The 26,382-nt window shown below is 68.3% G+C and carries 27 protein-coding genes; 12 read left to right on the top strand and 15 right to left on the bottom strand.

Annotated features, from left to right (window positions below; translation table 11 throughout):
• Positions 1-22: 22 nt before the first annotated feature.
• Positions 23-844, top strand: a complete 822-nt coding sequence (locus tag E0H73_RS29330; RefSeq protein ID WP_131361836.1) for an NAD(P)H-binding protein — start codon at positions 23-25, stop codon at positions 842-844.
• A 41-nt stretch (positions 845-885) separates the two neighbouring features.
• Entirely contained in the window at positions 886-1,239 is a 354-nt protein-coding gene (locus E0H73_RS29325) for a hypothetical protein (RefSeq protein WP_131361835.1), read from the top strand.
• A 9-nt stretch (positions 1,240-1,248) separates the two neighbouring features.
• Here E0H73_RS29325 and E0H73_RS29320 read toward each other — a convergent pair whose 3' ends face one another.
• The 3 genes from E0H73_RS29320 to E0H73_RS29310 are packed head-to-tail and all read right to left on the bottom strand — an operon-like array spanning position 1,249 to position 6,607.
• Positions 1,249-1,782 carry an isochorismatase family protein gene (locus E0H73_RS29320; RefSeq protein WP_238164356.1) on the bottom strand — a complete coding sequence of 178 codons (534 nt, stop codon included), beginning with the start codon at positions 1,780-1,782 and terminating at the stop codon, positions 1,249-1,251.
• On the bottom strand, positions 1,779-3,431 hold the full coding sequence (locus tag E0H73_RS29315; RefSeq protein ID WP_131361834.1) for a glycoside hydrolase family protein: 1,653 nt from the start codon (positions 3,429-3,431) through the stop codon (positions 1,779-1,781). Before E0H73_RS29315 ends, E0H73_RS29320 begins: the two co-directional genes overlap by 4 nt.
• The gene (locus tag E0H73_RS29310) at positions 3,428-6,607 is read right to left on the bottom strand and encodes a DUF2961 domain-containing protein (protein WP_131361833.1); all 3,180 of its coding nucleotides are present in this window, start codon (positions 6,605-6,607) and stop codon (positions 3,428-3,430) included. The genes E0H73_RS29315 and E0H73_RS29310 overlap by 4 nt, the downstream gene beginning before the upstream one ends.
• Before the next feature lie 183 nt (positions 6,608-6,790).
• On the opposite strand from E0H73_RS29310, the gene gndA reads away from it, so the two are divergent.
• The 6 genes from gndA (at position 6,791) to E0H73_RS29280 (ending at position 12,069) form a co-directional block, all read left to right on the top strand.
• Positions 6,791-8,230, top strand: coding sequence for an NADP-dependent phosphogluconate dehydrogenase (gene gndA / locus E0H73_RS29305; protein WP_131361832.1), 1,440 nt, complete (start codon positions 6,791-6,793; stop codon positions 8,228-8,230).
• Between the two features lie 181 nt (positions 8,231-8,411).
• Positions 8,412-9,014 carry a P-loop nucleotide/nucleoside kinase family protein gene (locus tag E0H73_RS29300; protein WP_165555869.1) on the top strand — a complete coding sequence of 201 codons (603 nt, stop codon included), beginning with the start codon at positions 8,412-8,414 and terminating at the stop codon, positions 9,012-9,014.
• Positions 9,015-9,167: 153 nt separating this feature from the next.
• Positions 9,168-9,608, top strand: coding sequence for a DUF6319 family protein (locus E0H73_RS29295; RefSeq protein WP_131361831.1), 441 nt, complete (start codon positions 9,168-9,170; stop codon positions 9,606-9,608).
• Positions 9,609-10,007: 399 nt separating this feature from the next.
• Complete coding sequence (locus tag E0H73_RS29290) at positions 10,008-10,544, top strand: DUF6817 domain-containing protein (RefSeq protein ID WP_131361830.1); 537 nt, start codon at positions 10,008-10,010, stop codon at positions 10,542-10,544.
• A gap of 84 nt (positions 10,545-10,628) precedes the next feature.
• Positions 10,629-11,039, top strand: coding sequence for a hypothetical protein (locus tag E0H73_RS29285; RefSeq protein WP_131361829.1), 411 nt, complete (start codon positions 10,629-10,631; stop codon positions 11,037-11,039).
• 157 nt (positions 11,040-11,196) lie between these two features.
• The gene (locus E0H73_RS29280) at positions 11,197-12,069 is read left to right on the top strand and encodes a hypothetical protein (protein WP_131361828.1); all 873 of its coding nucleotides are present in this window, start codon (positions 11,197-11,199) and stop codon (positions 12,067-12,069) included.
• A gap of 109 nt (positions 12,070-12,178) precedes the next feature.
• Here E0H73_RS29280 and E0H73_RS29275 read toward each other — a convergent pair whose 3' ends face one another.
• From E0H73_RS29275 to E0H73_RS29265, 3 genes are read right to left on the bottom strand one after another with little or no spacing between them, the layout of a single operon-like run.
• A complete protein-coding gene (locus E0H73_RS29275; RefSeq protein ID WP_131361827.1) occupies positions 12,179-12,901 on the bottom strand; it encodes a PIG-L deacetylase family protein in 723 nt (240 codons plus the stop codon).
• A gap of 55 nt (positions 12,902-12,956) precedes the next feature.
• Positions 12,957-14,255: a D-arabinono-1,4-lactone oxidase gene (locus E0H73_RS29270; protein ID WP_131361826.1), complete on the bottom strand. Its 1,299-nt coding sequence runs from the start codon at positions 14,253-14,255 to the stop codon at positions 12,957-12,959.
• Entirely contained in the window at positions 14,252-15,406 is a 1,155-nt protein-coding gene (locus E0H73_RS29265) for an amino acid deaminase/aldolase (protein ID WP_131361825.1), read from the bottom strand. The genes E0H73_RS29270 and E0H73_RS29265 overlap by 4 nt, the downstream gene beginning before the upstream one ends.
• A 270-nt stretch (positions 15,407-15,676) precedes the next feature.
• Between E0H73_RS29265 and E0H73_RS48055 the strand changes: the two genes are divergently transcribed.
• Positions 15,677-15,802 (top strand): hypothetical protein, encoded by a 126-nt coding sequence (locus tag E0H73_RS48055; protein ID WP_272949159.1) that lies wholly within the window; start codon positions 15,677-15,679, stop codon positions 15,800-15,802.
• Positions 15,803-16,108: 306 nt separating this feature from the next.
• Here E0H73_RS48055 and E0H73_RS46065 read toward each other — a convergent pair whose 3' ends face one another.
• The 6 genes from E0H73_RS46065 to E0H73_RS29235 form a co-directional block, all read right to left on the bottom strand.
• On the bottom strand, positions 16,109-17,242 hold the full coding sequence (locus tag E0H73_RS46065) for a hypothetical protein (protein ID WP_165555868.1): 1,134 nt from the start codon (positions 17,240-17,242) through the stop codon (positions 16,109-16,111).
• Positions 17,239-18,633, bottom strand: coding sequence for a M15 family metallopeptidase (locus E0H73_RS29255; RefSeq protein WP_238164355.1), 1,395 nt, complete (start codon positions 18,631-18,633; stop codon positions 17,239-17,241). The genes E0H73_RS46065 and E0H73_RS29255 overlap by 4 nt, the downstream gene beginning before the upstream one ends.
• Positions 18,634-18,702: 69 nt before the next feature.
• A complete protein-coding gene (gene dapC, locus E0H73_RS29250) occupies positions 18,703-19,803 on the bottom strand; it encodes a succinyldiaminopimelate transaminase (protein WP_131362144.1) in 1,101 nt (366 codons plus the stop codon).
• On the bottom strand, positions 19,803-20,702 hold the full coding sequence (locus E0H73_RS29245; protein WP_131361824.1) for an alpha/beta fold hydrolase: 900 nt from the start codon (positions 20,700-20,702) through the stop codon (positions 19,803-19,805). Before E0H73_RS29245 ends, dapC begins: the two co-directional genes overlap by 1 nt.
• A gap of 6 nt (positions 20,703-20,708) precedes the next feature.
• Entirely contained in the window at positions 20,709-21,317 is a 609-nt protein-coding gene (locus tag E0H73_RS29240; RefSeq protein ID WP_131361823.1) for a TetR/AcrR family transcriptional regulator, read from the bottom strand.
• A gap of 43 nt (positions 21,318-21,360) precedes the next feature.
• On the bottom strand, positions 21,361-21,831 hold the full coding sequence (locus tag E0H73_RS29235; RefSeq protein WP_131361822.1) for a MarR family winged helix-turn-helix transcriptional regulator: 471 nt from the start codon (positions 21,829-21,831) through the stop codon (positions 21,361-21,363).
• Between the two features lie 86 nt (positions 21,832-21,917).
• Between E0H73_RS29235 and E0H73_RS29230 the strand changes: the two genes are divergently transcribed.
• The 3 genes from E0H73_RS29230 (at position 21,918) to E0H73_RS29220 (ending at position 24,552) form a co-directional block, all read left to right on the top strand.
• Positions 21,918-22,295 carry a DoxX family protein gene (locus tag E0H73_RS29230; RefSeq protein ID WP_131361821.1) on the top strand — a complete coding sequence of 126 codons (378 nt, stop codon included), beginning with the start codon at positions 21,918-21,920 and terminating at the stop codon, positions 22,293-22,295.
• 81 nt (positions 22,296-22,376) lie between these two features.
• Positions 22,377-23,456: an FAD-dependent oxidoreductase gene (locus E0H73_RS29225; RefSeq protein ID WP_131361820.1), complete on the top strand. Its 1,080-nt coding sequence runs from the start codon at positions 22,377-22,379 to the stop codon at positions 23,454-23,456.
• Positions 23,443-24,552 carry an amidohydrolase family protein gene (locus E0H73_RS29220; RefSeq protein ID WP_131361819.1) on the top strand — a complete coding sequence of 370 codons (1,110 nt, stop codon included), beginning with the start codon at positions 23,443-23,445 and terminating at the stop codon, positions 24,550-24,552. The genes E0H73_RS29225 and E0H73_RS29220 overlap by 14 nt, the downstream gene beginning before the upstream one ends.
• Positions 24,553-24,562: 10 nt before the next feature.
• On the opposite strand, the gene E0H73_RS29215 is transcribed toward E0H73_RS29220, so the two are convergent.
• From E0H73_RS29215 to E0H73_RS29205, 3 genes are all read right to left on the bottom strand, one after another.
• Positions 24,563-24,901 (bottom strand): GroES family chaperonin, encoded by a 339-nt coding sequence (locus E0H73_RS29215; protein ID WP_272949158.1) that lies wholly within the window; start codon positions 24,899-24,901, stop codon positions 24,563-24,565.
• Positions 24,898-25,167: a DUF3618 domain-containing protein gene (locus tag E0H73_RS29210; protein ID WP_131361818.1), complete on the bottom strand. Its 270-nt coding sequence runs from the start codon at positions 25,165-25,167 to the stop codon at positions 24,898-24,900. The genes E0H73_RS29215 and E0H73_RS29210 overlap by 4 nt, the downstream gene beginning before the upstream one ends.
• 77 nt (positions 25,168-25,244) lie before the next feature.
• Positions 25,245-26,279: a glucose 1-dehydrogenase gene (locus tag E0H73_RS29205; RefSeq protein ID WP_238164354.1), complete on the bottom strand. Its 1,035-nt coding sequence runs from the start codon at positions 26,277-26,279 to the stop codon at positions 25,245-25,247.
• Positions 26,280-26,382: the final 103 nt, after the last annotated feature.

Here is a 26,382-nt window from a genome sequence, read left to right as displayed (position 1 = left end):
TCGAGCCGAAGGGGTGGTGTGCATGACAGTCCTGGTGACCGGCGCGAGCGGGAACGCGGGCGGCGCGGTGGTGCAGTCGCTGGCGAGCAAGGGGATCGCGGGCTGGGCGCTGATCCGGTCGGACACTCCTCTGCCGAGCGGGATCGAGCCCGTGTACGGCGATCTGAACAAGCCGGACTCGTTCGTACTTGACGGGGTGACGGGGATCTTCCTGCTCAGTGGTTACGACCGGGTCGAGGAATTGCTCGCGAACGCGGTCCGGGCGGGAGTGCGGAAGGTCGTGCTGCTGTCGAGCAGTTCGCTGGCCGGCAGCGATACGTCGAACGCGATCGCCGGGTATCACCAGGCGGCCGAGGAGGCGGTGAAGGCGTCCGGGCTGGAGTGGACGTTCCTGCGGCCGAACTCGTTCATGTCCAACACGCTCCGCTGGCTTGATCAAATCCGCGCAGGTGACGTGGTGCGGGTTCAGTTCCCCGACGTACCGATCGCGACGATCCATCCGCGAGACATCGGAGATGTGGCCGTCCGTGCGTTCACTGCCGACGACCAGGTCGGGGCGATCCTGCGCCTCACCGGTCCCGTCGCGCTCACGCCTCCGCAGCAGGTCGCGGTTCTTGCCGAGGCGATTGGGCGCGGGTTGACGGCGTACCCGATGAGCCGGGCGGAGACGCATGACGAACTGCAGGCATCGATGCCCGCGCCGTACGCCGAGGCGATCGAAGGGTTCTTCGGAGACGGGACGATCGATGAGACGACAGTCAACGACACGGTCCAGACGGTGACCGGTCGGGCGCCGCGCACGTTGCAGGACTGGGTTCGCGAGAACGCAGGGCTGTTCGCGTAGGGGCACCGGAGCGGGTAGCGTCGCGGTGAGGAGGTCTCGCGGTGAACCACTTGCTGGACCGGGTGCGGCAGTTCTGGCTGTCCCGTCATCCGCGCACGCGGGCACTGGCCGTGCTCGCGCCGTTCATCGCGCAGTACCACGCCATGACCGGCCACGATCTGACCAACCGGGTCCTCGGCGACAGCGTGATCCTGGGCCTCGCCGCGATGTACGGCGCGCTGCCGCGAGCCGCCGAGCAGAGCGCTGAACGCTGGCTGGCCGAATGCGCCGTGGCCGTCGACCGCGCCGCGAATACGCACTGGCAGCTCAACCAGCAGGCGAACGACCTGCTCCCCGAGGTGTCCGAGGCGATCTGGCGCCGGCTGCACTATCTCGATCCGGGCGGTCGGTCCTAGCTTGGGGCATTAGGCCGGGCTGAGTGCGGCGACGTACTCCGTCCCGGTGCAGACCGTGCCCAAGCGCGGGAAGACATAGGACACCGCGAAGTCGTGGGCTTGCTGGTCCAGGCCGGTCATCGCGTCGGTGAGGTAGACGGTGTTGTAGCCGAGATCGTCCGCGGCCCGGCCGGTGGACTCGACGCCGAAGTTGGTCGCGATCCCGGCCAGCGCCACGGTCTCGATCCCGCGCGACTGCAGTTCGTCGTCCAGACTCGTCCGGCCGAAGGCTCCGATCGTCCGCTTCACGATCTCGAGGTCACCCGGCTGCGGGTCGAGTTCCGGTGCGAGCCCACTCCCTTCCGGCTGTGCGTCCAGCCCCGGTCGCTCGACTCGGACGTTGACCACCAGCCCACCGACCGACCGCGTCGCCTTCGCCAGCGCCACGCATCGCTCGAGCACCATCGGTCCGGCCAGCGGCGCCGTGTCGAGTGCGACGATGCGCGGCATCAGGTCGATCAGGACGAGAGCAGTACTTCGGGGATCCAGGCTGAGCGTGGTCACGTACCGACACTAGCGGCCAGGGAATCCGCGAAGGCAACATCCCGCTCGGTGCCGGAGAAACCGAGCCGCCAGCGACCGCCGTCGTACTTGCCCGGTGGGAGCGCGCGTCCGCCTGGTTGCCACAGCGGCTGCCAGGCGACCGCGCCGTTCGACGGGTCGTACCAGTGGTTGTCCTCGGACCAGGCCGAGCCCGGCCGGTACGCCGTCACCACGCTGAGGCCGGCGGCTGTCGCCATCGACCATCGCGGCAGTCCGGCGACGTCGCCGTCGCGGCCGAATCCGCCGGGGTCGCCTTGATCGGGCAACGCGGAGTCGACGTTCAGCGCGACCTCCCAGACGGATGCGTTCGTTGGTGCCTTCACGGTCCACGCGAGGCGCGTGTCGAACGTGGTCGGGCCGAAGTCGAACGTCCAGTCCGCGGCGACCGGCTCATCGCCGAAGGAGATGCCGCGTAGGGTCAATGACTCGCGGCCCGCGTCTACCTTCGTTGCCGGGCCGCTGATGTCGGTGGCGCCGAAGTTCCCGACTGCCAGGTACGGCGCTGTAGAGCGTCCGGTCGAGTCCAGCGCAGGGCGGTAGTTGCGGCGGCCGGTTGGGTCGACGTCGAGACTCGTGAGTGCTGATCGAGGGCTGGTCTCGATGGTCGCCCTGTAGTGGTTGGTGGTCACCACGCGGCCCTTCGTCACCTGCAGTTTGGCGAAGTCGAGCGGCGCGATGAACAGGCCGCCCTTCCCCCAGCCTGCTCCGGTGACGTACCAGTTCTGGCCGTCCTGCACGACCTCGGCCGCGTGCGCGGGGATGGTCCCGGCGAGCTGCTCGGTCGTGAAGTGCAGCGGATCGTTGCTCTTGTAGACCTTTGTCGACTCGTAGCCACCGTCACAGCAGACGAACAGGTACCAATCCGCTCCGCGCTGGACGACGAACGGCGACTCGGTCGGGCCACCGAAGGTCCCGGTCGACGGATGCTGGAACGCTGTCTGGCGGTCGCTCCAGTGCTTCAGGTCCGTACTGGTGCGGTAGGCAACGATATGGTTGCCGCCGGCCGGCGTCGAGTTGGCGGTGTAGTACATCACCCATTGGTCGCCGACCTTGCGGACCATCGGATCACGACCGTCGAAGCCATCCGTGAACAGCGGGTTGGCCGCATCGCGGGTCCAGGTCATGAGATCGGTCGACGTCGCCAGATGCATCCGGTACGCCGTGTGGTCCGGCGTACCGGCGGCGTAGAACATGTAGTAGGTGCCGGCGTCGTACATGACGTATGGCGCCCAGATGTGGCTCTCCCCTGCGGCCGGGTCGGCGATCAGTGCCGGCGGTTGCTTCGTCCATGGACCGTTGGGGGTTGGCGCGGTTGCGTGGCCGAAGCTCTTCTCGTCGAGCGGGTTGGCCGGCTCCGCGTGCGTGATCGCGTACACGTGCCAGGTGCCGGTCGCGCGGTCCTGCACCAGGGTGTGGTCGTTGTAGTACCACGGCTCGGTCTCGCCCACGCTCGGGTCGTAGACCTTGGCGAATTGGCCGGCCGCGACGACCTTGTCGATCTTGACGTACGGCGTGATCCGCACGTGCCCGGATGAGGGTGACGCGGCGGACTGCAGCGGTACGGCGAGGACGGTGAGGCCGACCAGTGCGGCGAGGAGTTTGCGGATCATGAGTTGAGCTCCAGGTCGAGCAGGTCGACGCCGACGAGGAAGCCGGTGGAGGCCGGGTTCTTGCCGGTCAGGGTGATGACGAGTTGGTGGTTACCGGCAGTAAGTTGCGCGCTGCCGAGGTCGAGCTGCTGCGTGCTGACTCCGGAGGCGGAGTAGCCGTCGAAGTTGACGGCCGCTGCTGTGTCGATCTGTAGGTCGGTGATGCCGTAGTCACCCGCCTTGGTCAGCACAGTCGAGAGGTTGTAGGAGCCGGTCGACGGGACGCTGAAGCCCAGCACGACCTTGTCGCCGGCCTTGGTGGCGTGGATCCAGGCCTGCGATCCGCCCGACCAGCTCACGCCGCAGCAGTTGCCCTGCGGGTCGACCGGGACCGTCGACGAGACCGGCGGCAGCATCGACTCGGCCTCGAGTCGCATCGTGTTGCCCGTGGATCCCTGCGCGGCAGCGGACTTGACGCTCACGTGACCGGCGAGGTCGACGGCGGCGACACGGTAGGACCAGGTCTCGTTCAGCCCGAGGTTGCGGTGCACGAACCCGGGCAGTGGGCTGGTGCCGATCAGCTTCTCGGTAGCTCCCGCCTTCGCGCCGTAGATGTTGTAGTGCGCGATTCCACTGTCGTCACTCGTGTCCGACCAGGTCAGGCTGATCGCGTTGTCGGCCCGGCCCTTGGCCGTGAGTCCCGTCGGTTGCGCCGGGCCGCGCTTGTCGTCGTACGGGAGAACCAGCGATTGGACGACGTACGACGATGCGGTCCAGCTCGGTCCGGCGGCGGGCTTCAGCTCGATGTCGAGCTTGGTCCGGCCGAAGGTGAGTGCCGCGGGCAACTGGAAGTTGTCGTCCAGCCAGCGCTGGTGATCGTTGCCGAGCGGCTGCAACCAGGTGCCGGCGTCCTTGCCGTTGACGAACACCTGGGCCGACTGGCCGGCGACGTTCTGGTCGCTCATCCGGCGCAGCGTCACGCCGCGGTTGACCGGGTCGGTCTTGACGCTGAAGCGGATCGGCTGGGTGGTCGCGCGGACCTGGCCGGTCAGCGTCGTGTCGTCGTGATCGCCTTCGTACACCGAGCTCACGTCGTACGTCTGCGCGCCGGTGTCGGCGTACCCGTGCTGCTGGAGGCTGGCGGCAGAGCCGGTGTCGATGCGGTCGGTCTCGCGGGCGCCGAACTTCGCCGCGGTGTAGAGGAATGCGGTCGAGCCGTAGATCGCCGGATGGTCGTCCTGTTGGCCGTGCTCGATGCCGAAGTCGAGCTGGTTCTGGAAGGCGATCGAGTCGGTGATGTGCAGTCGCCAGGCGCCGTCGCACTCGTTGGTGCAGAAGCCGGCCCGCACTTCGTGCGCGGAGTTGCCGTGGAACGGGGTCGAGTAGGTGCCGGCATTGAAGTACCAGCCCGACTCGTAGTAGTCCTCGGTCCCGGTGCCGTGGATTGCCGGGGTGCGCTCGCCGTCGACGTATACGCGCTCGTCGCCCTCGAGGTAGCCGCGAGTGTTGCCGTCGGCAAGTAGTCCCTCCATGGTCTGGGAGACGCCGACGAACTTGCCGCGGCCGGTGACGTCGGCGAAGTTCCAGTCGCTGCCCTGGGTGGTCTCGCCGCGTTGCGAGATCGTACTGAAGTAGCCGGTCTTGCCGGTCACCAGGTCGACCGCCTTGCGCGCGTCCTGACTCGAAGTAACTTCGGCCTGACCGTTCAGCGGGTACGCCGAGGTGTTGACCAGGCTGACCGTGGCGCGGGCGGCGTACGGCATCGGCCACCAGGACGAGTACCAGCCGTCCGGGTCCATCCCGAAGAACAGCGAGCGGACCGGGTTCTCGCCGAGGCCCGAGCCGAAGAACTCACCGATCGGGGCGTCGACCCGCTTCTCGCCGTCGATCGTCACCTGGACACGGACGCCGGCCAGCAACGAGTCCGACGGCTTCACGCGGGCCGCGTCCTCCTCGGTGGCGGCGTACGCCATCGCGTGCGAACCGCTCCAGTTCTGCTGGGTGATCTCGTAACCGTGCGCCTGCTCTTCCGCGACGTGGTCCGGACCGACGTCGAGGGTGTCCGTGCGCTTCGCCGTACCGCCGACGATCGAGTCGGCCCAGTAGGTGAACTCGTTGAAGTCGAGGTCGGACGAGATGAACTGGTTGGTGATGGTGATCTCGGACTTACCGGCAGTAAGTTCGGCCGGCAGGTCGACGATCTGGTCCGCCCACTGCGCGCCCTGAGCCTTCAGCGGCGCCCACTCGCCCGCCTCCGCGCCGTCGACGAGCACCTTGGCGCGCTGGTTGCCGATCCGCAGGTCCATCCGTCGGATCAGCTTCACACCGGTGTTCGCGGGATCGATCTTCATCGTGAACTTGCTGCCGCCGACGAACGCACGACCGTCGTCCGCGAACGACTGCAGGTCCAGCCCTTCGATCTCGGGCAGCTTCAGCCGGAGCGCGCCGACCTCACCCGGGCCGCGGTTGTCGGCCAACGTGACTCGCTTGCCGGGGGCAAGCTTCACCGGGGTCGCGGTGGTCTTGCTGTTCGGCTGGGCCGGCTTCGGGTCCTTCGTGCCGGCTGCCTTCAGCAGGGCGACGACGTCCTCGGCCTTGTCGCTCGGGTCGAACGTGCTGATGCCGTTGGCGTCGGGGAACTGGCGGTAGTCGACGTGGTAGAAGAACGGGTTGGTCTGGGTGGTGATCCGCATCGAGGAGCGGTACGGCATCGGCACCCGGATGTAGACGCCACCGCTGGTCTCGATCCCGTTCGCGACCAGCGGGAACGTGAACGGCGCGCCGAGCTTGCCGTCGACGACATCCTGCAGCGATGCGTGCAGCACCTGCTTGCCGTCGAGCTCGACGGTGATGGTGCCGGTCTTGCTGACGTTGCCCTCGTCGCGGGTGAACCAGATCGACGCGACCTCACCAGGGCCGCTGTCCTCCGCGATCACGCAGCCGGCCGAGGTGGTGCGCAGACAGGAGTACTTGCCGTCGAACCCGTCGTTGTTGGTCCCGTCCCGGCCGAAGCTGGAGAACTGTTTGGTCCGGACACCGGTCTGCAGCTCGGGCAGCCGGTCCAGGTTGCGGTACACCTGCCAGCCGACCGGTCCGTTGTCGTTCCCGGCGTACGTCGTACCTGATGCCGTCGAGGCGTTCACGACGGAGAGAGCGAGCAAGGCGCTGACAGCGAGCGCGGCAACACGACGGAACATGGGCGGGACCTTCCGGCGGGCGGTGTCGGAAATCGATTTCTCAGATGTTTACCATCGATGCACAGCGATTGAGAAGGGCTCGGCCACGTCGAATTGGTCCGTCCACCGATCGGGCCCGCCGACGACGAGGGTTGCCGGGCGCGCCAGACTAGGTCGCACACACCTTGACCAGCGGGAGATTCGATGAGTTCTGCTCCAGCCCAGATCGCCGTCACCGGCCTCGCCGTGATGGGCCGCAACCTGGCCCGGAACCTCGCGCGCAACGGGTTCCGCGTCGCCGTCCACAACCGGTCGAAGGGCCGCACCGACGCTCTGATCCAGGAGTTCGGTCACGAGGGCGAGTTCGTGCCCGCGGACGACCTGCCCGCGCTGGTCGCGTCGCTGGAGCGGCCGCGCAAGATCATCATCATGGTCCAGGCCGGTCCGGCCACCGACGCGGTCATCGACGAGCTCGTCCCGCTGCTCGAGGAGGGCGACATCGTCGTCGACGCCGGCAACGCGCACTTCCTCGACACCCGTCGCCGGCAGGACGCACTACAGGCCCAGGGCCTGCACTTCGTCGGCAGCGGCGTGTCCGGTGGCGAGGAGGGCGCGCTGAACGGCCCGAGCATCATGCCCGGCGGTTCGGTCGAGTCGTACGCCGCACTCGAGCCGATGCTGACCAAGATCGCGGCCCAGGTCGGCGACCAGCCCTGCTGCGTACACGTCGGCCCGGACGGCGCCGGCCACTTCGTGAAGATGCTGCACAACGGCATCGAGTACGCCGACATGCAGCTGATCGCGGAGGCGTACGACCTGCTCCGGCACGTCCTCGGACTGTCGCCGTCCGAGCTGGCCGATGTGTTCCGGGAGTGGAACACCGGCGACCTCGAGTCGTTCCTGATCGAGATCACCGCCGACGTACTCAGCCAGACCGACCCGACCACCGGCGGTCCGTTCGTGGACATCGTCCTGGACCAGGCCGAGCAGAAGGGCACCGGCCGCTGGACCGTGCAGTCCGCGCTCGACCTGGGTATCCCGGTGAGCGGCATGGCGGAGGCTGTGTTCGCGCGCTCTCTGTCCGGTGACGTCGTACGGCGGTCCGCTGCGGCCGGCGTACTCCCGGGGCCGGCGTCGGAGAAGGCCGACGTGGATCGGGACGCGTTCATCGACGACGTACGACATGCGCTGTACTCGTCGAAGCTCGTGGCGTACGCGCAGGGGTTCGACGCGATCCGAGCGGCCAGCGAGCAGTACGACTGGGACATCGACCTCGGCGCGATGGCAACGATCTGGCGCGGCGGCTGCATCATCCGCGCACGCTTCCTGGACCGCATCAAGGAGGCATACGACCGCAACCCCGCACTCCCGTCCCTCTTGGTGGACGACTACTTCAAGGAAGCCGTCGCCAACGGCCAGGAATCCTGGCGCCGCGTCGTCGCGACCGCAGCCCAGGTCGGCGTACCAGCCCCCGGCTTCTCCGCCGCTCTCTCCTACTACGACGGCCTCCGAGCAGAACGCTTGCCCGCAGCCCTCATCCAGGGCCTTCGAGACCTCTTCGGAGCCCACACCTACAAACGAGCAGACCGCGAAGGCACGTACCACCTCGAATGGTCCGGAGACCGCTCAGAAACCCGGTCCTGAGCCCGACGGCCAACACGCCATGCCCGGCGACTGATCACCGCGGTTTCCACCCCGCCCCTGAGCACAGCGAGGGGGCGGGGTGCGGAGTGCAGCAGAACTTCTGGAGGTAGATCGGCCACTGCACGCTCCAACTGAGCGCTGCGTTCGGCGCGGCAGGTGGGTCGCAGGCACCATGGACCACATGCATGCGACTGTGAGAGACACGCAGGCCGGGCAGGCGCCCACACTCTTCTTGATGGTTGGCCTTCCCGGGTCCGGGAAGACCCTTCGAGCGCGGGAGTTGGCGGCGGAGCGCGGAGCCCTGCAGCTCACCCCCGACGACTGGGCGCTCACCCTCTTCGGCCAAGAAGACCGTCACCAGGAGCCCGGCGGCAAACGGTGGCTGCTGGAGGGCCGACTCGTCGCACTGGCCATCGACGCCCTGCGCCTGCGGCTCAGCGTCGTTCTTGACTTCGGATTCTGGTCGCGTGATGAGCGCTCCGCCCTGCGCTGGATGGCCGCTTCAGTGGGAGCGTCATGTGAGATCGTGTACCTGCCTGTGGAACGCGAGGTGCAATGGAGCCGGATTCAGAACCGCTGGAAACACTCGCCAGAGCAGACGTTCCCTATGGCCGAGGCGGAGCTCGACCCCTGGAGAGAGCGCTTCGAGGTCCCCGACGCAGACGAGCTCTCCGGTTCGTTTCTGCCCTCCCCGCCACCCGGGGATGAGACCTGGTTCGACTGGGCACAGCGATTTTGGCCCTCCCTCGCTCAGAGCTTGAACGGGCGACTCTCCGAGAGATGACGGTCCACGGCGTGTGCACCGCGTAGGCGAGCGAGGTCCTCCACCATCCGCTGCTGGTGCCAGATTGGCTTGCGTCTCGAACGTATGTTCTAATAGACGCTCAGCGCCAGCCCGCTCACTGCGGGCGATGTTCACAAGGAGATCGCCGCAACGATGACTGTAGACACTCTGGCAGTAGAAGCGCCGTCGGACGTCGCCGACACTCCCGACACCCTTACCCCGACGGACGCCGCCGCTCCGGCCGACCCCACCACCCCGACGCCCGACGCGCCCGAGGCGGACAAGCCGAAGAAGGCCCCGGCGAAGAAGGCCGCGAGCAAGAAGACCAAGACCCTCGAGCTGACGCTGACCGTCACCGGTACCGCAGACGGCGAGTGGCACGCCGAGCTCAAGCAGGGCAGCACGTACCTGGCCCGCAACCTCGCCGTCGCAGCCGCCGCCGTCTCCCGCGCCGCCAAGGAACTGCACGAGGACCTCTCGACCCCGATCGACGAGGTCATCGAAGCCGCCCGCGAACAACAGGCCGCCAAGGTAGCCGCCCTAGAAGCCGAGCTAGAAGCCGCCCGCAAGGCCCTGGCCGACCTCGCAGACTGACCCCCGCCGGCCACCGCAGATCTCAGCCAACAACAACCGCTTGAACGACGGTCGCTTGAACGACGGTGGCTTGAGCGACGGTGGCTTGAACGACGACCGGTTGTGCTACGGCCGCTTGCGCGACATGCAGCTTGACGACAACTGCTGACGTTTGGTGCTTCCCACCCGTCCGGCCACGGACACATAGGCGCCGACCCGCACAAGGGTGGGAAGTACCAAACGGCAGCTACCCGCAGACACCGCGGCGGCCGCGGCAGCGGCAGCAGCTCCCAGACCCGGCAACAAAATGTGACGAACCCGGCGCGCCGCACCTCTGGGCGCGGTCGTGATCGAGGCCTTACCGTAATTCCCTGGGCCGATCCTCCTGGGCCCTGGCCGCTCCCGAAGTGAAGGGGTCAGATGAGCACCTTTCAGGACATGGGATCGCTCCTGCTGGTCCGCGGCGCGGACGAACTCGAGCACGCGGGCGGAAGCCTGTACGTCCACCTCCACCGCGTCGCCAAGCGCCTCACCACCCTCGGCGCCTCCGACACGCTCGTCCTGGCCGGCCTCGCCCACGCCGCCTACGGGACCGACGGTTTCCCCACCCACCTGTTCGACTGGCAGAACGAACGCCCGGTCCTGGAGGCCGTGATCGGCCCCGAAGCCGAGCAGATCGTGTACCGGTACGGCGCCTGCGACCGCGAAACCACCTGGCGTGACCTGGCCGAACACCGCACGGTCACCGACCGCTTCACCGGTACGTCGGAGGAGCTGTCCACCGCGGATCTCCGCGACTTCGTCGACCTGACGATCGTCAACGAACTGGACGTCCTCGACCACGCTCCGGATCTGGCCCCGAAGCTCCACCAGTTCCTCCAGGAGCAGCTCCCGCGCTGGCAGTCCCTGGCGTCCCCCGCCGTCCTCACCGAGGCCAACCGGGTCGTCCAGTTCTGACCAACCCAGCCTCCAACGACCACCTGCCTTTACCGGCGAGCGGCGTACCTGGAAAACCGCTGCGCGCCGACGCATGATCGGTACATGGCCAGGTATGAAGTGGTTGCTCGCGCAAAGACCAATCGACTGTCCAACGCCGACTACATCGACCTGGCGCTCGGGTCGTACGCCCTGGACGCCGGCATGCGCTTGTGCCGCGTCGAGGACCTGCCCGACGGCACGATCGCGATCGTCCTCCAGCACAAGCTCTCGCCGCGCAAGCACGACTCTGCCTGCGCGATGGCCAACCGCAGCCTGGCTCAGCTAGGCATCCCGGCGAACCAGGTCGAGCAGATCGACCTCCACCGCCTCTCCCGCAAAGGCCGCACCCTCGTCCGCTCCTGGTCCGGCCCCGGCAACCCGCCCGGCCCAGACCTCTCCGGCGACCGCGAACCCCGCAACCCCAAGCCCACCCCGCCCCACCTCTCCATCCACCTGGACCTCCCCAAGACCTGACCTCCCGGGCACCTCGCCGACGCGCCGGGGACGCCCTGCCTCCGCCGAGTCGTGGAAATTTGCCCTCTTCTACAGGTTTCGAGGACGCGGATCACGACTCGGCGACGCCTGTGGACGACCGAGTTCGCGGTCGGCGGAGGTCCGGGATAGTGGATGGGTGGAACGGGTCTTCACGGCGGCGCAGGCGCTGAGGGCCGGAATGTCGCCGGGGATCCTGCGAAGCGCGCGCTTTCGACGCGTGGTGGGGTCCGCGTACGTTCGAGCCGACATCGCTCTGACGTCGCGGGTGCGCGCCGAGGCAGCTCTCCTACTCGTGCCTGGCGGAGTGGTCAGTCACCACACAGCGCTGGAGCTTTGGAGCGCGATTGAGCTGACCTGCGACGAGTTGCAGGTCAGCGTCCGGCGCGATCCACACAGTGTCGTGCCACGCGTGCGCGGTCTCCGGGTGCACGAGGTCCGCGAGATCCAGGCGGTGAACGTACTCGGTCTGCCGCTGACACCACCGGCACGAACGTTCCTCGATCTCGCTCGGTACTGCGATCTGACTGAGCTTGTCACGGCCGGAGACGCCCTGGTCCGCCGTACAGGCGTAGACCCTCAGCACCTGATCGACACTGTCACCGCAGCGAACGGCGTACGCGGTGTCCGGCTGGCGCGGACGGCTGCCGCCCTCGTCCGGCAAGGCGTCGACTCTCCGATGGAGTCTCGGCTGCGCCTCCTGCTTGTGCTGGCCGGGCTACCCGAGCCAGACATCGGACTGATCGTCCGCGACTCCGATGGTGGCTGGCTGGCGAAACCCGATCTGTGCTACCCGGAGCTGAGAATCGCGATCGAGTACGACGGCCGCCATCACCTGCTCGACATCGGACAGTGGCGGCGAGACATCCGCCGCCGCGAGAACCTCGAACGCGAAGGCTGGCTGGTCCGCGTCATTACAGCCCACGATCTCCTGCATGCTCCAGCCACAGTCGTCGCTCGCATCTCGCAGGACCTCCGCAGCCGAGGCCACCGCCACCACCTCGCGGCCTGAGCCTGACGCGCGGCGGCCCCCGAGTCGTGGAAATCTGCGCCACCAGTCGAACCAGGTGAGCTTGAATCCACGACTCGATCGCGGCACGCCAGTCCTCGATCGCCTCGTACTACGGGGTGACTACTTCGAAGCGGGTGGCGTAGCGGGTGCCTAGGTGGGTGCCGGCGGGGCGGGAGACGCCTTCCAGGAATTCGGTGGGGTCGAAGTGGGGCCAGTTCAGGCCTTCGATGTAGGCCTTGTGGGCGTTCAGGGACTGGACGCCGATGTCGAAGGTGTCGGTGGTGTCGACGGCGTGCTTGGCGTTGGGTGAGCCCGCGACCCAGACCTGCCGTACGCCGCCCCAGCGCTCACCCACGTCGGGGAAGATCCACCGGTTGGCCGCGTCGCGGACGGCGTCGATCGTGGCGCGGCCGGTGTTGATGTGGTCGGCCTGGTTGAGGTTGCCGTCGCCGCCCCAGGTGTCGTGGAAGTTGTTCGTGATCACGATCTCCGGCTGGTGCCGCCGGATCACCTCGGCGATCACACGGCGGAGCGGGACGCCGTACTCGATCGTGCCGTCCGGCTGGCCGAGGAACTCGACCTGCGAGACGCCGACGATCCGCGACGACTCGAGTTGTTCGGCCTCGCGCAACGGTCCGGACTTCTCCGGCGGGATCCCGTCGATCCCCGCCTCACCGGACGTCAGGAGGCAGTACACGACCTCCTTCCCCTGCGCCGTCCATCGCGCCACAGCAGCCGCCGACCCGAACTCCATGTCGTCCGGGTGAGCGATCACCGCCAACGCCTTGTGCCAGTCCTCGTCGACCGGCTGCAGCCCCTCCACGTCAGTCATGCCCGCAGGCTACCCGCGCCGCGTCACCTCGAACACCACCTCGCGCGCGAGCCCGTCAGCCGAAGACCTGGCGGGTGTAGGGATTGGTGAACGTGTGAGTCGGGTCCAGACGAGAGCGGACGGCGAGGTAGTCCTCGAAGTGCGGATAGCGCGTGCGGAGATCCGCGGCGGTGAGCGTGTGGAGCTTGCCCCAGTGCGGGCGGCCGTTGTAGTCGGCGACGATGCGTTCGAAGGCACCGAAGTAGGCGGTGTGCGCCAGGCGGTGGTACTGGTGGATCGCGACGTATGCCGTGTCGCGGCCAAACGCGGTGGACAGCCAGATGTCGTCCGCGGCGGCGACGCGGACCTCGATCGGGAACGGGATCCGGGCGCCCGAGGCATCGATCCACTCGCGGAGGCGGCGGATCACCTCGACCACGTTCTCCCGGGGTACGGCGTACTCCGACTCGCGGAAGACCACGTTGCGCTCGGAACAGAACACCTTGTACGACGCGTCGACGTACTCGCGGGCCGACAACGCGCGGGACGCGATCCGGTTGATGCGCGGAACCAGGCCGGGCTGCTTGACCGCGACGCGGTTGGTGAGCTCGAAAACCTTGTTGGACAGGAGTTCGTCGTCGATCCAGCCGCGGACCCGGCCGACCGGGGACGCGCCGACGCCGGTGGCGACCCGGTTGTTCCGCTTGGTCAGCGCGAGGTCGGTGTGCGGGAACCAGTAGAACTCGAAGTGATCGTTGCCATCGGCAAGCTCATCGAAGCCGTCCAGGACCTCGGTGAGCGGCAACGGCATCTCCTGCGCACGCAGCAGGAACGCCGGCACGGTCTGCAGCGTGAGTGAGCTGATCACGCCGAGCGCGCCGACCGAGACACGGGCCGCGGCGAAGACGTCCGGATTCTCCTCGGCCGAACAGTGCAGCACTGACCCGTCCGCGGTGACGAGGTCGAGCGCGACGACCTGGGTGGCGAGGCCGCCGAGGCGCGTACCGGTGCCGTGAGTGCCGGTGGAGATGGCGCCGGAGATGGTCTGCTTGTCGATGTCACCGAGGTTCGCCATCGCGAGGTCGAAGGCGGCAAGGCCGGCGTTCAGCTTGTGTAGGCCGGTGCCGGCGCCGACGGTGACGCGCCCGGATTCCTTGTCTGCGTTGACGATCGAGGACAGCTTGTCCATCCGAATCATCACCTGCTCGGGCACGGAGCAGCCGGTGAACGAGTGACCAGCGCCCACGGCCTTGAGCTTCTTGCCCTGCTTGGCGGCGGACTTCACCATCGCGGCGAGCTCGTCGGTCGAGGACGGCCGGAGGATCTCCACCCCGGTGGCCGACTCGGTGCCGGCCCAGTTCCGCCAGGTGCTCATCCGAAGTTCTTCCCCTCGCCCCGGTACGTGACGAGCTCGCTCAACTCGTCACCGTCGATCGCGTGCACGACCTCGAACCGCTCCAGCATTTCGCCCGCCTTCGCGTAGCGCATCCAGACCCGGTCTCCAAGATGCAACCCTTCGGCGGCCCTGCCAAGGACCGGAGTCTGCACTTCTCCGGCACCTTCTGTGCCCAACAGTTTCAGCCCGGCCGGCCAGGTCGGCGATGGCAGCCGCGACTTCTTGGCTGGTCCGGAGGCGACGTAGCCGCCGCCGAAGAGCGTGGCGAATCGCGGAGCAGGACGACGTACGACGTCGAGGGTGTAGGCGACCGCGTGCTCGGGTTTGAAGACGTCGTACTTGTCGAAGAGGGTCGGGCCGTAGAGGCCTGAGCCGGCGGTGACCTCGGTGACGACAGGGTCGGCGCTGCTGATCTCGACGCTACCGGTGCCGCCGCTGTTGACGAGGCGCAGCGGAGCGATCTGCTTGACGGCGTCGACGACGGCGCCGCGGCGGTCGGCGAGCTCGGCGGCCGAGCGGCGCTTGACCCAGCGGACGGCTGGGGAGGTGTCGGGCAGGCCGGCGATCTGCGCCTCGTAGAACATCACGCCGGTGAGTTCGAAGGCGTCGTCGGCGGCAACCGTGCGGGCAAGGGCAGCGACGTCGGCGGGAGTGCGGAGGGGCGAACGACGTACGCCGAGGTGCTGGCCGAAGATGCGCAGCGAGGCGTCGACGTCTAGGCAGACCTGGATGCGGGCGTTGCCGGTCGCGGCGGACTTGATGAAGGCGAGGTGCTCGGGTGAGTCGATCATCAGCGTGATCCGGGCTGCGGCCTCGGGGTCTTCGGACAGGGTGCGCAGAGCCGTGCGATGCACGGTCGGGTAGCCGATCAGGATGTCGTCGATGCCGTTGTGCGCCAGCCAGAGGGCTTCCGGGAGTGCGTAGCTCATCACGCCGTGGAAGCCGGGGCGCTCGAGCGCGGCGGAGATCAGCGCGCGGCATCGGACCGACTTGGACGCGATCCGGATCGGCGTACCTGCGGCACGGCGGACCAGGTCGTCCGCGTTCCGGCGGAACGCGGCGAGGTCGACCACCGCGAGCGGCGCGTCGAGACCCGCGGTCAGGCGGGCATACCGGTCGAAGTCACCCATACCGCGAGTGTAAAACAACAAATACTGAAAGGTAATACAACTTCCGTTCCAGTTGGTGGGCGTAGATGGCGCCTCCGGCGCCGGAGTTGAGGGGGCTTCCGTTGCAGTTGGTGGCGTGCATGGCACTCCTGCGCCGGAGGTTGACGGGCTTCTGTTGCAGATGCCAGACGAATAGGGCGCCTGCGGTGTCGGGAGTGGGAGTGCCTGAAGTGCGGTGAGCTGGAGGCGGCGAGGTGGACCGTTGGGGGCGGAGGCGATGAGGTGGAGGCGATGAGGTGGAGGCGATGGGCGCAGGACGCGACGGGCGGTGAGGGCGCTGGGGCGTGTGGCGCTGGGGCGTGGGAGCTGGAGGTGCAGGGCTGGGGTGACGCGCTGGAGGTGCACGCGGGGCGGTGAACCGCTGGAGGCGGCGAGGTGGAGCGTTGGGGCGGAGGCGATGAGGTGGAGGCGATGGGCGCAGGACGCGACGGGCGGTGGGGGGCGCTCGGGGTGTGGGCGCTGGGCGTGTGGCGCTGGGGCGTGGGGGTTGGAGGTGCAGGGCTGGGGTGACGCGCTGGAGGTGCACGCGGGGCGGTGAACCGCTGGAGGCGGTGAGGTGGAGCGTTGGGCGTGAGTGCGCTGGAGGTGCAGGTGCTGGGGTGGAGGCGGGGTGATTGCAGTCGGCGTGGGGAGGGGGTGGGGACAGCGGGTTGCTGGGGTGGGTTAGGGGGTGTCGATTGTGGATTTGAGGGCGGGGGTGGCGGTGCGGGACCAGGTGGATTGGGAGGGGGGTGGGGTGGTGGCGGTGGCGGCCAGGAGGGCGACTGTGCGGCCTTGGACTACTGAGATGTCGGTGTAGGACTCTGCGCCGGCGTACTGGCGGGTGGCTGCTGTGGCGGTGTCCTCGGTCCAGAGTTGGGTGACGGAGAGGTCGCCGCCGGTGCCGCAGGCGGTCATGCGGGAGTGGTAGCCGTTGTAGTAGGCGGCAGCCTCCTGGGCCCCGTTGAAGCGTAGGAGCAGAGCGGTGGCGGGCAGGCCGGCGGCGGTGCGGTATGTCGCTTGGAGGGCGTACTGCGGGACCGGGAGCGAACTAGAAGGCAGTTGACCGGCACAGCCGGCCGGGAGTGCCTCGAAGGCGGCCTGGTGTGGCTCGCGCTGGCGGGTCCAGGTCTTGTTGCCGAGGAACCCAGCCTCGGAACCACCAGGGTCGACGTACGTCTTCCAGCCGGCCCCGAGCTTGGTAGGCGCCGGGAGGTTGCGAGCGCTGAGCGGACCGGCCGAGGCGGGTGGGGGTGCGGTCGCCTCCTCCGGTAGCTCCGGCGGTACGGCGGCATCCGTTGGCTTGACCGTGCTCAGGGTGTTGGTAGGCACCGGCACCGTGCCACCGCCCGTTGGCGGAGGCGTAGGTGCGGGAGTGCTGGCAGGCGGCGTCCCAGCAGCCTGCGGCTGCGGCGGGTCAGCACTGCAACCCACCAGCACCACAGCAAACACCACAGCACCACCGAACACCGCACGACCAGCCAGCACCGCAGCACCAGCCCGCACCCCACGACCAGCCAGCACCCCCGCACCACCGAACACCGCACGAGCAGCTACCACCACAGCACCAGCCCGCACCGCACGACCAGCCAGCACCCCGGCACCACCGAACACCGCACGACCAGCCAGCACCCCGGCACCACCGAACACCGCACGACCAGCTACCACCACAGCACCAGCCCGCACCGCACGACCAGCCAGCACCCCCGCACCACCGAGCACCGCAGCACGAACCAGCACCTCAGCACCAGCCCGCACCGCGGCAGCAGCTCGCAGCGCGGGAGCGCCTAGTGCCGCGGCACCAGTCAGAGTTCTCACTTGGGTTCGAAGTGTTGGTAGTCGGGTTTGGTCCAGCGGGCGCCCCAGAAGTAGCCCTGGGCGATCAGGGACTTGGTTGGGGTGCTGGTGGCGTAGAGCATGCCTGGGCGTGACACCGAGCGGTTGCGGTACGCGGTCCCGTTGGACGGGTACCAGACGTTGTTGGCCGCTAGATAAGGGTTCTCTACGGTGTTGATGTCGATCGCCCAGCCGTAGGAGTGCGGCGACAGCGCGTACGGGTTGCCGGTGACGCGGCGGCAGTTGAAGGCTGAGGTGTTGTCGGCCGCCATCGACTTGATGTCGCTGCCGCCGAACCGGTCCACCCGCCGCATCTGCCGGATCGGGAACTTGGCCGCGAACGTCGCCGTCCAGGCCGTGATCATCTTCTGTACGGCGGCATCCCGGACGATCAGCTCACCGCGGTGCACCGTGTGGTCGAAGCCCCAGTAGTTCAGCTGAAGCAGCCGCAACGACGACGGCCGGACCGGACAGCCGGCCCGATAGGTGTTCGGCACCGAGGCAGCGGTGACTGTGTAGACCTTCGGGTTCATGTGCGCCTTGACCACGATCTTGACCGAGGCGGAGTACTCCATCGCGGGCTGGCTGACCCAACGGCTCAGCACCCGCACGGTCCTGGTCGCCGGCACGTTGTCCGGCACGCGGAAGAGGTATTTGCCCCACCCGTCCGTCTTGGTGATGCCCAGTGCGAGCCACTTGCCACCGACGTACTGCTGCACCCCGAGTTCCTTGTGCGGCTCGGCCGGCCAAGTCCGCCCGCTGACGGACGCGCCGGTCAGCGTCGCGTACCAAGGGGCTGGTGTGTTGACCACGATCTTGCGGTCCTGGATCGGCACGGACCGGGCCGCCGAGATCGCCAGCGACGTGGTGTCCTTCGCCCCGATGATGGTGCGGAACGCCCAGGTCCCTGGGTACGGCGAGGTGAAGCTGAACTTGTAGACCCCGCCGGTCGTGGTCCGGGTCGCGCCACGCAGGACCCAAGAGCCCGAGACGCTCTGCCACAGTGTGATGTAGGAACCGGTGATCGGCTTGCTGATCGCGCCGGTGAACACCACGGGCCGGTCCTCCCACGAGGCAGCCGGCTGGTTCAGCGTGATCGACCACTCCGGCGCCGCGGCGGGCCTGGGAGTCGGCGTAGGCGTCGGCTCCTCCAAGGCAGCCGACGACGGCGGCTCACTCGGCGGCGGAGTCTCAACCGGCTTCTCAACCGGCGGAGGCGTCTCAGGTAATGCTTCAGGCGGCGGCGTGACCGCAGGAGTCGTTGCCGCCACCTCAGGCGTAGGCTCGTCGGCCGCCTGCGCTCCGGCCGGGAGCAACCCCAGCACCAGCACGACAGCAGTCCCCGCCACCCCGACAGATCGCCACATCTTCATGTGCACGTCCCCTCCCCAGGGAATCATCTACCCATTGAAGAGGACGTCGCACAAGACGTGGAAGTTCTGTTATTCCTGGAGTCTCTTCACCGCGGCGTCGATCCGCTCGTCCGTGCCGGTCAGTGCCACCCGCACATTCCGCTCCCCCGCCGTACCGTAAAAGGCGCCCGGCGCAACCAGAATGCCGCGGTCCGCGAGCGCTCCGACCGACCCATAGGCGTCGTACAACGGGTGCTCGGCCCACAGGTACAGCCCACCGTTGGACAGCGTGATCGCCCAGCCCGCATCGGTCAGCGCATCCCGCAGCACGGACCGGCGCCGCAGGTAACGAGCCCGCTGCTCGTCCACATGCACGTCGTCGGCAAAGGCAGCCGCCATCGCAGCCTGGATCGGCGACGGCACCATCAGCCCGGCGTGCTTGCGTACGGCAAGCAGTTCGGACACCACCGTCTCGTCACCGGCCACGAAGCCGCCGCGGTACCCGGCCAGGTTGGACCGCTTGGACAGCGAGTGCACCGCCAGCAGGTTGTCGAAGCTGCCACCGCACACGTCCGGGTGCAGCACGGACAGCGGCCGCTCGTCCCAGCCGAACTCGAGGTAGCACTCGTCGCTGACCAGCAGTACGTCGTTCGCCCGCGCCCACTCGACCGCCCGGCGCAGGTCGTCGGCGGAGGTGATCTCACCGGTCGGGTTCCGCGGCGAGTTCAGGTACGCGACCCGCACCGGTCCGTCGTACGTCGTCGGATCGCTGACCGGCACGCTGGTCGCGCGGGCCAGCGCAGCGCCGGCCTCGTACGTCGGGTAGGCGAGGTCCGGGATGAGGACGGTGTCGCCAGCACCGATGCCGAGCAGTGTCGGCAGCAGCATGATCAGCTCCTTGGTGCCGATCACGGGCAGTACGCCGGTCTGCGGGTCCACTCCGGTGACATCGAGACGGCGCGTCATCCAGTCCACCGCAGCCTGCCGCGCGGTCGACGTACCGATGGTGGTCGGGTACGACGGGGCGTCGGCCGCGTCCGCGAGCGCCTTCTTCACCAGGTCCGGCACCGGGTCCACCGGGCTGCCGATGGACAGGTCGACGATGCCGTCGGGATGCTCGGCCGCCTTCTGCTTGTAGGGGGCGAGCTTGTCCCATGGGAAGTCCGGCAGCCGGCTGGAGGTCTCGAAGATCACTCCCACATCATCTCTCGCCCACCGCCCGCGCCGCCGCCGGGCGCCCGCTCCGCGAGAAACCCGACCGCCTGCTTCACCAGGTCCGGGTCCCGCAGCACCCGCCGATGCCCGAGTCCCTCGGAGGTCTCCAGCCGCGCGCCCGGCCAATCGCCGACCAGGTCGGCGCTGCCCTGGTACCGCGTCTCCGCGTCGGAGCGATCGTGGATCAGGAGCAATGGCGGCAGCGCCCGGCCGGCAGCGATCTCGGCGACGATCGCGCCCATCTGGAACGAGCTCATCGGACCGAAGCGCGTCTCGAACCTCCGCTCGAACCCACGCCGGATCCGCGGACCGAAGCCGAGGGCCGCTTGCATTTGATCAAGTGTCACGACGAAGTCGGTCGCGGCCGCCACGAACACAAGCCGCTCCACCTCCAGCCCGTCCCGCAGCGCGAGGGCAGTGGACGTCGCACCGGCAGAGTGCGCGATCACGCCGTACGCCGGTCCCTGCGCGGCAACGACCGCGGTGAGCGCGTCGGCGATCTCGAGGAGCGTCGACGCGGACCTGCCCTCTGGCCCGGGGCCTGAGTCGCCGTGGCTCGGTGCGTCGTACGTGACGACTCGGAAGCCTTGGTCGACCAGCGGCTGGATGTACGCCGCCAACTGCAGGCCCCACCCACCCCAGCCGTGGACGAGGTAGATCGCCGGCCCCTCGCCGTACGACCGCCCGCGGAGTGTCCCGACCTCGAACGGCGTCGGCGTTGGCAACTCGCCCCGCGGCCGCCGCGCCTTCTCCGGTACGGCGGGGATGCTGAACCAGATCCGGTTGAGCAACGCCGTGCCAATCGGTGGCGCGAGGCGCTCGGACAGCCCGAAGACGAGATTCAGCAACCGAACGTTCGTGCTTTTCTTGGCCACGACAACTCACTCCACAACATCGGATCGGGCGGCCCGGAGGAGCGCCTCGAAGGCGGTGCGCGCTCGGTCCTCGGCCTTGGGGTCGGCCAGGAGCCGGCTGGCGTGGTGGTAGGAGAGCAGAACGCCCCGGATGTCGTATGCGTACTGCTCCGGGTCCGCGTCCTCGCGGAAATGTCCCTCGGAGATGCCGGTCCGGAAGACGTTCGCGAGCAGCTCGGCATGGTCGCGCTCGGCGCTGACCACGAGATCGCGGACCGGGCCAGCCGGAGCGTCGTCCAGCTCGGCTGACACGCTGGCGAAGAAGCAACCACCCGGAAGCGCGAGATCACCGTCGTCCCAGCGGAGCTTGCGGTCGAACAGCGCCCGCAACCGCGGCTCACCACGCGGAGCCTTGAGCGCCGGTCGGATGACGCGCTCGGCGTACAACTCCACCGCTCGCTCGACCACCGCGACCTGCAACTGCTCCTTGGATCGGAAGTGGGCGAACAGGCCGCTCTTGGACAGCTGCATCCGATCGGCCAGCAGGCCGATCGTCAGACCGCTCAAGCCGCTTGCACTGACCACACGCGCAGCCTCGTCCAGCACTGCGGAGCGGGTCTCCTCACCCTTGCCCACTCGACGATAAAAGCACGACCGTTCGCTTCCTGGCAAGGGATTTTCAGCAGGCCTTGCTCGGGTCCACCTTCGCGAGGATCTGGTCGGCGATCGTCTTGAGCTCGGCGAGCTGCGCCGGCGTGAGCGTGTCGACGACGTACTCGCGGACCGTCGCAACGTGACCGGGAGCCGCCGCGACCAGGACGTCGTACCCGGCGTCGGTGATGGTCGCCACCGTGATCCGGCCGTCGTCCTCGGCCGGGCGACGGGTCACGAAGCCCCGCTGCTCCAGCCGCTTCACGACATGCGACAGCCGGGACAGCGAGCCGTTGGCGAACCCGGCCAGATCGCTCATCCGCAGGGACCGCCCCGGCGACTCCGACAGCCCCGCGAGCACGAGGTACTCGAAATGACTCAGCGCCGAGTCCCGCTGGAGCTGGTAGTCGAGCACACCCGGCAATTTGAACAGCAGCGTGGACAACGACTTCCAGGCCGCTAGCTCATCGTTCTCCAGCCACCGCGTCTCACTCCCCATGGCACCAGTCTACGGCCTTAGTTGACGCTTCAAGTCACCCGCGCTAGCTTTGGGTTGAAACGTCAACTCATCACTGAGAGTGGGACATGAACGTCTTTCTGTGGATCGTCGCAGGGGTTCTGGCCGCCTTCTTCCTGGCCGCCGGCGCGAACAAGCTGAGCCAGTCGCGCCGCAAGCTGCTCGCGAATCCGAACATGCAGTGGGTCGAGGACTTCTCGCCCGGAACACTGAAGCTCATCGGCACCGCCGAGGTGCTCGGTGCGCTCGGCCTGATCCTGCCCGGCGCCCTCGACATCGCACCGATCCTGGTCCCGCTGGCGGCGCTCGGCCTGGCCGTGATCATGGTCGGCGCGATCATCACCCACACCCGCCGCAAAGAGACGAGGGTGCTCCCGATCAATGTGGTCGTGCTGATCCTGGCCGTCCTGCTCGCCGTCTTCCGCTTCGGTCCCAACAGCTTCTAGTGTCCTGTGTCGATCTCCGACACAGGACACTAGGAAGATGGGACCCAACCGGACGAAGGACGCCGGTTGGAGGGGTGAGGGATGACGTACGACGTGGCGGTGGTGGGGGCCGGGGCGATGGGGTCGGCGGCGGCCCGGGCGTTGGCGGCGGACGGGCGGGAGGTCGTCGTACTGGAGCAGTTCACGCTCGGGCACGACCGCGGCGGGTCGCACGGTGGTACGCGGCTGTTCCGGCCGGCTGCCGACGACGTCGATCTTGCGCGGCTGACGGAGCAGGCGCGGCCGCTCTGGCGTGAGCTGGAGGCGGAGTCCGGCGAGACGCTGTTCGAGGTCACCGGAGGGATCGACTTCGGCGTGGACGACGCGACCGTCGAGGCGTTCCGGTCGTTGCATGCGGCAACCGGCGAGGTGCTGGCGGCGGAGGCGGCGGCCGAACGCTGGCCCGGGTTCCGCTTCGAGACACCGGTCCTGCACCAGCCGGGCTCCGGACGCTTGTACGCCGACCGCACCGTCAAGGCACTGCAGACGATCGCCAGCCGGCACGGCGCAGAGTTCCGCGTGCAGTCACCGGTGCACGCTCTGCGCGTCCACGACGGCTTCGTGGAGCTCGACGTGCCAGGTGGGGCGGTGCGGGCGCAGCACGTCGTGGTGACGGCCGGTCCGTGGACTCCGAGGTTGCTGACCGGGCTGGCGCCGTTGCCACCGATCACTTGCACGCAGGAGCAGCCGCGGTTCTTCGCACCGACAACGGATGGCTTGGACTGGCCGAGCTTCCTCAACCACAACGGCAACAGCTACGGGCTGTTCGAGCCCGGAACTGGAGTGAAGGTCGGGCTACACGGTTCCGGTCCAGTGGTCGACCCCGACACGAGGGACTTCAAGCCGGAGCCCACGCGGGACGCCGAGCTGATCCGGCACGTCGAGCACTGGTACCCAGGACTCGACACAGCGCGGTCCACGACGATCAGCTGCCTCTACGACAACACTGCGTCGGACACGTTCGTCATCGACCGGGCCGGACCGATCACGGTCGCCGTCGGGTTCAGCGGGCAGGGCTGCAAGTTCGTACCGCTGGTCGGTGAGTTCGTGCGCGGCCTGGTGACCGGTGCGACCGCCGTACCGTCACGGTTCCGGATGGCGAGCCACAATGTCCTTCGCTGACCACGTCGCTGAGCTGTCGCTGGTGGACCACCACGTCCACGGCGCGGTCAAGGGCGAGCTCGACCGGACCGCCTTCGAGCAGCTGATCACCGAGTCGGACCGGCCGGTCCCGCCATGGCTGTCGACGTTCGATTCCCAACTGGGCCTGGCGATCCGCCGGTACTGCGCTCCACTGCTCGGACTGGAGCCGCACGCGTCGCCGGACGACTACCTCGCGGCCCGAGCGCAGCAGGACCCGAATACCCTGCTCCTCAACGCCGCAGGTGTCAGCGACTACCTCGTCGACACGGGCTACCAGGCCGACGCGGTGACCGGTGTGGACGAGTTGGCGGCGTTGAGCGGCGCGCGTGCACATGAGGTGGTCCGGCTGGAGTCCGAGCTCGAGTACGTCGCCGCACACGAATCCACCGTGTCTGCCGTTCCGGATGCGTTGCTGCGACGACTGGAGGAGCGGACTGCTGGTGCTGTGGGGTTGAAGAGCATCGTCGCGTATCGGCACGGGTTCGACTTCGACCCGACCGAGCCAAGCGCCAAAGAGGTGTTGGCGGCACTCGACCGCTGGTACTCCGCCGGTGCTGACCGCGTCACTGACCCAGTGCTCCTGCGCTGGCTGCTCTGGATCGGTGCACGCCGCGGTCTGCCACTGCAACTGCACGTCGGCTTCGGCGACACCGACCTGAACCTGCGCACCGCCGACCCACTACTGCTGACCGAGTGGCTGCGCCAGGTGGAGCCACTCGGCACGCAAGTCGCCCTGCTGCATTGCTACCCGTTCCACCGCGAGGCCGGATACCTCGCACACGTCTTCCCCCACGTCTACTTCGACCTTGGCCTGACCACCATGTACGTCGGCGCGCGAGCGGCCGCTGTGATCGCCGAAGGACTGGAGCTGGCGCCCTTCGGCAAGCTGCTCTATTCCTCGGACGCGTTCGGCCCGGCAGAGCTGCATTACCTCGGCGCAGCCCTGTGGCGGCGGGCCGTCACGTCGGTGCTCGGCGGCTTCGTCGAGCAGGACGACTGGTCCGCCGAGGACGCCGTACGCGTAGCCACTCTGTGGGGTCGTGACAACGCCCGTCGGCTCTACCGCCTGCCTTAGTGTCCAGACACTAGAGGTAGAGGCCGGTCTGACCGTCCTCCAGACGGCCGGCCGCGACCGCGTGCAGATCGCGCTCGCGCAGCAGGATGTAGTCGTCACCGCGGACCTCGACCTCGGCCCGGTCCTCCGGGTCGAACAGGACCCGGTCGTCGACCTCGACGGTGCGGACGTTCGCTCCGATGGCGACCACCTTCGCCCAGGCGAGCCGGCGGCCCATCTGCGCGGTGGCCGGGATCAGGATGCCGGCCGACGACTTGCGCTCGCCCTCCTGCTCGAGGGAGACCAGGACCCGGTCGTGCAGCATCCGGATCGGCAGCTTGTCGTCGGAGAGCTTCTTGCGAGGAGTCACCGGCGACCCACCAGCCGCCGGATCAGCAGCAGGACGGCGAGTACGCCGACCGCGGCACCACCGACCGCGACGATCTTCTGGGTCCGCAACTGGCCACGCTCGTCGAAGACCTGCGCCTTCGCCTGCTCGACCTGGCGCTTGGCCAGGTTCTTCGGGTGCGCCCGGTCGACCAACTCGTCCACGGTGGAGGCCAACCGCGCCCGGGTGGCGGCGATGTCCGCCTCGATCTGCTCGGCAGTCCGAGCCTTCGCCTTCGTGTCCGACACCTGTCGGCGCTCCCTTCATTCGACGGGCCAGCCCCGGGATGGCCGGGCCTGCCCTGCGTACCTCCCATCCTCGCAGGTCACGCCTGCAAGTCCACGACCACCTTGATGTCATCCGCCTCGCGGACCAGCGCGCTCGGCCAGTCGGACAGCGGCACGGTCCGGGTGATCAGCCGCTCCAGCCAGCTCCGGTCCGCGGCGAGCAGCACGTCGACGGCATCCGCGTAGTGCCGCTTGCCCGCGTTCACCGAACCCACCAGTGCGGCGTTGCGGACCACCAACTGCCGGATCAGAGCATCCAGCTGTACGTCGATCGACGCGAGACCGGGCGAGATCCCGATCAGGCACATCACACCGGCCGGCGCCAGCAGCTTCGCGCAGTCGAACACCACCTGCCCGACCCCGGTCGCCTCGATCACCACGTCCGGTACGACGCTCAGCTCGGCGAGGTCGGTCAGATAGGTACCACCGAGTGCTCGCACCAGCTCCGGTTTCGGCCCGTCCGACATCCGGTCCAGGACATGGACGTCGTACCCGCGCTGTGTCGCGATCAGGGCGGACAACAGTCCGATCGGACCGGCCCCGGTGACCAGCACGTGTTGCGGCCCGAACCAGGACCGCCGGCCCGCCAGATCGACCTGCTCCCAGGCCTTGGTGATCACACTGGCCGGCTCCACGAGTACGCCGAGGTGCCCAAGCTCGGCCGGGATCGGTACGGCGAAGAACGGGTCGACCCGCCACCGCTCGGCGCCGTACCCGTCCATCTCCTTGATGCCGCGCTCGGTGTACAGGCCGTTGCGGCAGAAGTCCCACTCACCGCGCGCACACGCCGGACAGGGCTCCGGGTCTGGGCGGCGAACCACACCGGCCACCAGATCGCCTGTGGCAAAGCCAGAACCCGCCGGAGCCTCCAGCACCCGCCCCAGCGACTCATGGCCGATCACCAGGTGATCCGCGCCCGGCCGCCCGCTACCGAACGCTCCGGAGACCAGCTCGATGTCCGTCCCGCAGATGCCGGTGAGCAGCCCCTCGACCAGCACCGAACCGTCGGAGCCGGGCGGATCCCCGACCTCTCCGAGCTTGGCAGAGTCGGCTTTCCCCGGTGTGACTGTCATGGCCCGCATGCGCACACTCCACCCTGCGGCCCCTGCCCGCGCAAGTCGCCACTCAGGCGCCCCGCGCACGTACGATTGCCAGCAGTTCACCCCGTTCCCCTGG

Origin of the sequence: Kribbella pittospori, assembly GCF_004331465.1 — a bacterium.
In the GTDB taxonomy this organism is placed as follows: Bacteria; Actinomycetota; Actinomycetes; order Propionibacteriales; family Kribbellaceae; genus Kribbella; species Kribbella pittospori.
This window is presented reverse-complemented; position numbering and strand designations above follow the sequence as displayed.

What these genes read in the sequence shown, in the direction of transcription:
- E0H73_RS29310 (WP_131361833.1), bottom strand. Translation starts at nt 6,607, where the DNA reads ATGTTCCGTCGTGTTGCCGCGCTCGCTGTCAGCGCCTTGCTCGCTCTC.
- E0H73_RS29205 (WP_238164354.1), bottom strand. Translation starts at nt 26,279, where the DNA reads ATGACAGTCACACCGGGGAAAGCCGACTCTGCCAAGCTCGGAGAGGTC.
- E0H73_RS29290 (WP_131361830.1), top strand. Translation starts at nt 10,008, where the DNA reads ATGAGCACCTTTCAGGACATGGGATCGCTCCTGCTGGTCCGCGGCGCG.
- E0H73_RS48055 (WP_272949159.1), top strand. Translation starts at nt 15,677, where the DNA reads ATGAGGTGGAGGCGATGGGCGCAGGACGCGACGGGCGGTGAGGGCGCT.
- E0H73_RS29255 (WP_238164355.1), bottom strand. Translation starts at nt 18,633, where the DNA reads ATGAAGATGTGGCGATCTGTCGGGGTGGCGGGGACTGCTGTCGTGCTG.
- E0H73_RS29225 (WP_131361820.1), top strand. Translation starts at nt 22,377, where the DNA reads ATGACGTACGACGTGGCGGTGGTGGGGGCCGGGGCGATGGGGTCGGCG.
- E0H73_RS29270 (WP_131361826.1), bottom strand. Translation starts at nt 14,255, where the DNA reads ATGAGCACCTGGCGGAACTGGGCCGGCACCGAGTCGGCCACCGGGGTG.
- E0H73_RS29265 (WP_131361825.1), bottom strand. Translation starts at nt 15,406, where the DNA reads ATGGGTGACTTCGACCGGTATGCCCGCCTGACCGCGGGTCTCGACGCG.
- E0H73_RS29275 (WP_131361827.1), bottom strand. Translation starts at nt 12,901, where the DNA reads ATGACTGACGTGGAGGGGCTGCAGCCGGTCGACGAGGACTGGCACAAG.
- E0H73_RS29295 (WP_131361831.1), top strand. Translation starts at nt 9,168, where the DNA reads ATGACTGTAGACACTCTGGCAGTAGAAGCGCCGTCGGACGTCGCCGAC.
- E0H73_RS29285 (WP_131361829.1), top strand. Translation starts at nt 10,629, where the DNA reads ATGGCCAGGTATGAAGTGGTTGCTCGCGCAAAGACCAATCGACTGTCC.
- gndA (WP_131361832.1), top strand. Translation starts at nt 6,791, where the DNA reads ATGAGTTCTGCTCCAGCCCAGATCGCCGTCACCGGCCTCGCCGTGATG.
- E0H73_RS29330 (WP_131361836.1), top strand. Translation starts at nt 23, where the DNA reads ATGACAGTCCTGGTGACCGGCGCGAGCGGGAACGCGGGCGGCGCGGTG.
- E0H73_RS29315 (WP_131361834.1), bottom strand. Translation starts at nt 3,431, where the DNA reads ATGATCCGCAAACTCCTCGCCGCACTGGTCGGCCTCACCGTCCTCGCC.
- E0H73_RS29235 (WP_131361822.1), bottom strand. Translation starts at nt 21,831, where the DNA reads ATGGGGAGTGAGACGCGGTGGCTGGAGAACGATGAGCTAGCGGCCTGG.
- E0H73_RS29230 (WP_131361821.1), top strand. Translation starts at nt 21,918, where the DNA reads ATGAACGTCTTTCTGTGGATCGTCGCAGGGGTTCTGGCCGCCTTCTTC.
- E0H73_RS29300 (WP_165555869.1), top strand. Translation starts at nt 8,412, where the DNA reads ATGCATGCGACTGTGAGAGACACGCAGGCCGGGCAGGCGCCCACACTC.
- E0H73_RS29220 (WP_131361819.1), top strand. Translation starts at nt 23,443, where the DNA reads ATGTCCTTCGCTGACCACGTCGCTGAGCTGTCGCTGGTGGACCACCAC.